6 protein-coding genes are annotated in these 4,031 nt (G+C 46.5%); all 6 read right to left on the bottom strand.

Annotation, left to right across the window (positions count from 1 at the left end; genetic code table 11):
- Positions 1–436 (bottom strand): hypothetical protein (locus AT710_09270; GenBank protein KUO90280.1); only part of this gene is annotated, 436 nt, incomplete at its 3' end.
- A gap of 250 nt (positions 437–686) precedes the next feature.
- A complete protein-coding gene (locus AT710_09265; protein ID KUO90279.1) occupies positions 687–1,754 on the bottom strand; it encodes a hypothetical protein in 1,068 nt (355 codons plus the stop codon).
- A 55-nt stretch (positions 1,755–1,809) separates the two neighbouring features.
- Positions 1,810–2,358 carry a hypothetical protein gene (locus AT710_09260; protein KUO90278.1) on the bottom strand — a complete coding sequence of 183 codons (549 nt, stop codon included), beginning with the start codon at positions 2,356–2,358 and terminating at the stop codon, positions 1,810–1,812.
- A 70-nt stretch (positions 2,359–2,428) separates the two neighbouring features.
- Positions 2,429–2,935 carry a hypothetical protein gene (locus AT710_09255; GenBank protein ID KUO90277.1) on the bottom strand — a complete coding sequence of 169 codons (507 nt, stop codon included), beginning with the start codon at positions 2,933–2,935 and terminating at the stop codon, positions 2,429–2,431.
- Between the two features lie 19 nt (positions 2,936–2,954).
- Positions 2,955–3,623: a hypothetical protein gene (locus AT710_09250; GenBank protein ID KUO90276.1), complete on the bottom strand. Its 669-nt coding sequence runs from the start codon at positions 3,621–3,623 to the stop codon at positions 2,955–2,957.
- Between the two features lie 107 nt (positions 3,624–3,730).
- A partial coding sequence (locus tag AT710_09245) for a cupin (GenBank protein KUO90275.1) occupies positions 3,731–4,031 on the bottom strand: 301 nt, incomplete at its 5' end.

Raw genomic sequence — 4,031 nt, 5'->3', positions numbered from 1 at the left:
TTGCGGGGGAAATCAGCCCCCGCTCCTCATTCCCAAGAAATTGATCAGGAGAGGACACCAAGAGGAGACGCTTTTTCCAGTATTTAAACCTACCCCGCCCTAAAGGGCGAGGCTTTTCGTCTGTTCTGTAAAATTCACGCCCAGTACCCTTGAAATCCACCCTACCCAACGCCCTAAACTGCACAAGCCTAGCATAATTCAACTCATTCCACAGCCTAGCCGTAACATCAGCCAGCTTCCGCAGTCTCCTCTCCTGAGCACCACTAGGCAGAAGCCTCAACCTAACCGTACGCATGCACTCATTCCTTGATTTCCTACCCCTCTTTAGTTTAGGAGAAGTGGATTGCGTGCCTGGGTTGGTGAAAAGGGTGGGTAATCGACCCACCGGCTCATCCAAGGCGAGGAAACCCCCTTTCGAAGGCACCAACCCAGACACCAGGAAAACACAAAGCAAAAGGGGAATTAAAGGGTAACCAGAAGCAAAAATACTGGCCAATAGGTTAAAACTTTAAACAAACTCAACCACCAACAAACACCACAAACCCCCACCACCCTAAAAAGGCGAGACTTGACCGTTGAAGGTCACAAAGAATATAACGATAAGCAGTACAGTAGTAATCATTCTTCACACCCCTTCATTTTCTTATCATTTTAAACTCGCGACAATAATTGTCCATATTTAATACCTAAACCCTCAGTACAGGCGCTTCCTTCCTATACCTGGTTAATTGAACCCAGACNAGGACGAGCATTAAAGGTATCTCTAGTAACGGGCCTATTGCTGTAATAATGGGTACAAACATGTATTTTGCGAATGCCGTTACCGCAATGGCTATCGCTACCTCGAAATCCCTGGCAGCCACTGAATATCCTATTGCAGTTGAATCCGCGTAATTATATCCCAGTTTCTTTGATGTGTAGTAGCCTATGTGAAACAGTACGAAGTAAAAGGTGAGCATCACAATAGCCATCATCCATATTAGGTTTGGATACTCCACGATTCCATATCNCTCACCCCAGAATATGACAACTATTGTGAACAGAAGCGCTATAGTCTGCACATTATCCAGCACCTTCAGAACCCTCGAGAAATACGCCTTCTCCTGTAGCAGATACCTAGTAACTACACCAGCGGCGAGAGGAATGGCTAAATACTCCAGCACACTTTCCAGTATTAACATAGGATTAACGAATACGGTAGTTCTTGTTAATAGATAAACATAGATAGGCATCGTGAAGATCTGTATAATGGAGTTCCACGCAACGAATGAAACGCCAAGGGGTAAGTTACCCCTCGAGAGGTCTGTCCACACTATCACCATGCCTATACAGGGTGCAGCCCCAAGTAGTATAACCCCTACAAGCGCCTGGCTAGCAATAGNAAGATTCACGAGTCCCAATGCCTTATAGAATATTAGGTAGAAGAAGAAATATCCGAGCCCAGCCACCAGGAACGGGTCTATCCCATAGTTTAACGCAACCATTAAGCCCACCTTCTTTGCATCCGTTAAGCTCTTCGCAAGCTCATTCATCTTGATTTTCACCATGGCTGGGTAAATCATGAAGAATAACCCTACGGGTATGCCGTACGTGGACACCAAACCGCTAAAACTGATTAGATGTACCCCTAACTCGAGCCCAAGTATTATCGCGATGGTAACAAATATGGGGAATAAAATTGACTTTAGACCTAGTGCCCTGAGAATGCTAGCATTGTTCCCCTGGCCTGAACTGCCCATGCCTGGGTTACCCATACTTGATCAGTTAATTGACTGACTGGACAGTTTATAAACTTTTCCCCAAGTTATTTTAACGATTAATGGTTATCTTAATGAGCGCCTCTAGGTATGTTTTCTTATCTACTCCTGGCAGGTTAATGACGTAGCAGAGGAGCCCTCCCATGAATGCCCTTACCCTCACAACATCCTCAGCACTATCACTATTGAAAACACGCTTGCTAACCTCAGCAACCAAGGGGCCACATAATTCCCTACTACTTGCCGCCAATTCCTCATAATTACCCATTAAAGATATTGTACGTAGGAAGAGCATTTTCATTGTGGGGTCTCTGTACTTCTCAAGGTACCCACTCCCAATACATCTAAGGATTTCCTCACCATTACCCTCACTTAGGCAGTTAGCCACAATGTCATGAGGTAGACTTCTCTTAGCGATCTCCAGGATCAACCGATCCTTGTTATTGAAATGCCAAAAAACTATCCCCTTAGAAACCCCAGCCCTCTCACATATGTGATCCACAGGAGCATCGAAGCCCTCCTCGGCGAACACCTCCATCGCAGCCTGCAGTATCCTCTCCCTCATCAACTCCTTATTCCTAATTCTAGCCCCCGGTCTCATAAACTACACCGGTGGAAAATCTAAGCCATAATTTAAATGTTTTAATCATTATTAATCACTGATCTGCTACTCACATTAGGAGTTCTACTATGAAGAGTACGCCTGTGATTGCGGCAAATGTCCACAATGTTACGGTGAATCCTGTCATGGATGCCATGTAGCCCACAAGGGGCATTAGGGCTGACATTATCATCATTGATGAGCTGAAGAATGACGTCGATGCCGCTATCTCCTCAGGCTTGAATACCGTGTTTGCTATCTGGAGTCCCAGAGTCCAGGAGATTCCATCTGGTATTCCAGCGATTAGGAAGGCTAGGACTAGGAATATCACTGAGACTGAGCTAAGGGCTAGGAACACCGCAGCCACCAACGCAATTGTCACTGCAAACACTAAGTATGGCCTCCTATTCTGTATTGGGGACTTTAACCTGATTATGAGTCTGGTCACCACGTCGCCAACGAACATTGCCGCAAGTAAGTAGAAGACCGTTGATGCGGATAGCCCCAGCATTTCGCCGTAAATCCCCCCGAAACTCATGACTATGAAGAATGGTATTGTGTACGTGAACGCCGCCACAACTGCCCAGTTATACTCCCTATCTGAATAGGGATCTTATGCTTGCCCTACCACCGTGCCCCTTCGCCTCCATGTACTTCAATGCATACCTACCCCTAAGTGCTGCGACAAATGGCATTGCAATAAAAGCCATTACCGCGAATATGAGGAATAGCTCCCTTATACCGAGACCGAGCAAGTAACCAGTGGTGAATGGCGCCACTATTAATGCTAACGCAACCCAGAATGAGAATGCCGCCTGCTCAACCTGCCTCTTCCACTGCTCCACCGATGCCATCCCAGCCATGGTCATGAAGGAATCCATAATTATGCCGCTCAAGAATCCATCAATAGTCATTAACGTGTATGCCTCTGCATAACCATGTATTACAATGTAGAGCGGCATTGTAATTCCAAGGAGTGGCAATGAGATTAATTCAACGGTTTTGAGTTGACTGGGCTTAAACTCCCTCATTAGGAATGCCGCTATTGCGAATGCGACGGTGAAGAGGGCGAATCCTATGCCGACCTCAAAGGAGTTCATACCGAAGGACTCGGCTAAATTCCATATTGATGTTTGGTAGAACTGCAACAGATACCTTCCAAGAAACGCCGCAATTATTACCAACCACTCAGCACCGCTTATCAGGCCAAAGTCAAGGCCCACTTTCCTTAAACTCCTTCCCTGGTTTATACCTGGGTTACCCATATCTGGTCAGTTAACTGACCGACTGGACAGTTTATAAACTTTCCTACGCCGCTGTCCACTACTACAGCATTCCCATGACCGGTAAGACTGGGCTTAACGAGAGTGGTTCACTCCAGCGGCGTAATGCTCATGTCGTCCTCATACGAAATGGTGCAAATGAACTCGGCCTCCTCGCTGCCTATGTTCTCAATTGAATGAGGCTCATAGGGGCCAGTGAAGAAGAAGTCGCTTGGCCCAAGTATTTTCTCCACATCATTAACCCTAACCCTTAATGTTCCCCTTAATATGATGACCGCCTCCACGTACTTATGCTTATGCAGCGGCATGCGGCCTCCCGCCTCCACCGTGAACCGCCTCACCGCGAACTTGGTTGACCCCACGTCCCTCGTTATTAACCACTGTATCTTG

The organism is Thermocladium sp. ECH_B (genome assembly GCA_001516585.1).
Lineage (GTDB): Archaea > Thermoproteota > Thermoprotei > Thermoproteales > Thermocladiaceae > Thermocladium.
Note: the sequence above shows the minus strand (reverse complement) of the source record. Positions and strands in the feature narration are given on the sequence as shown.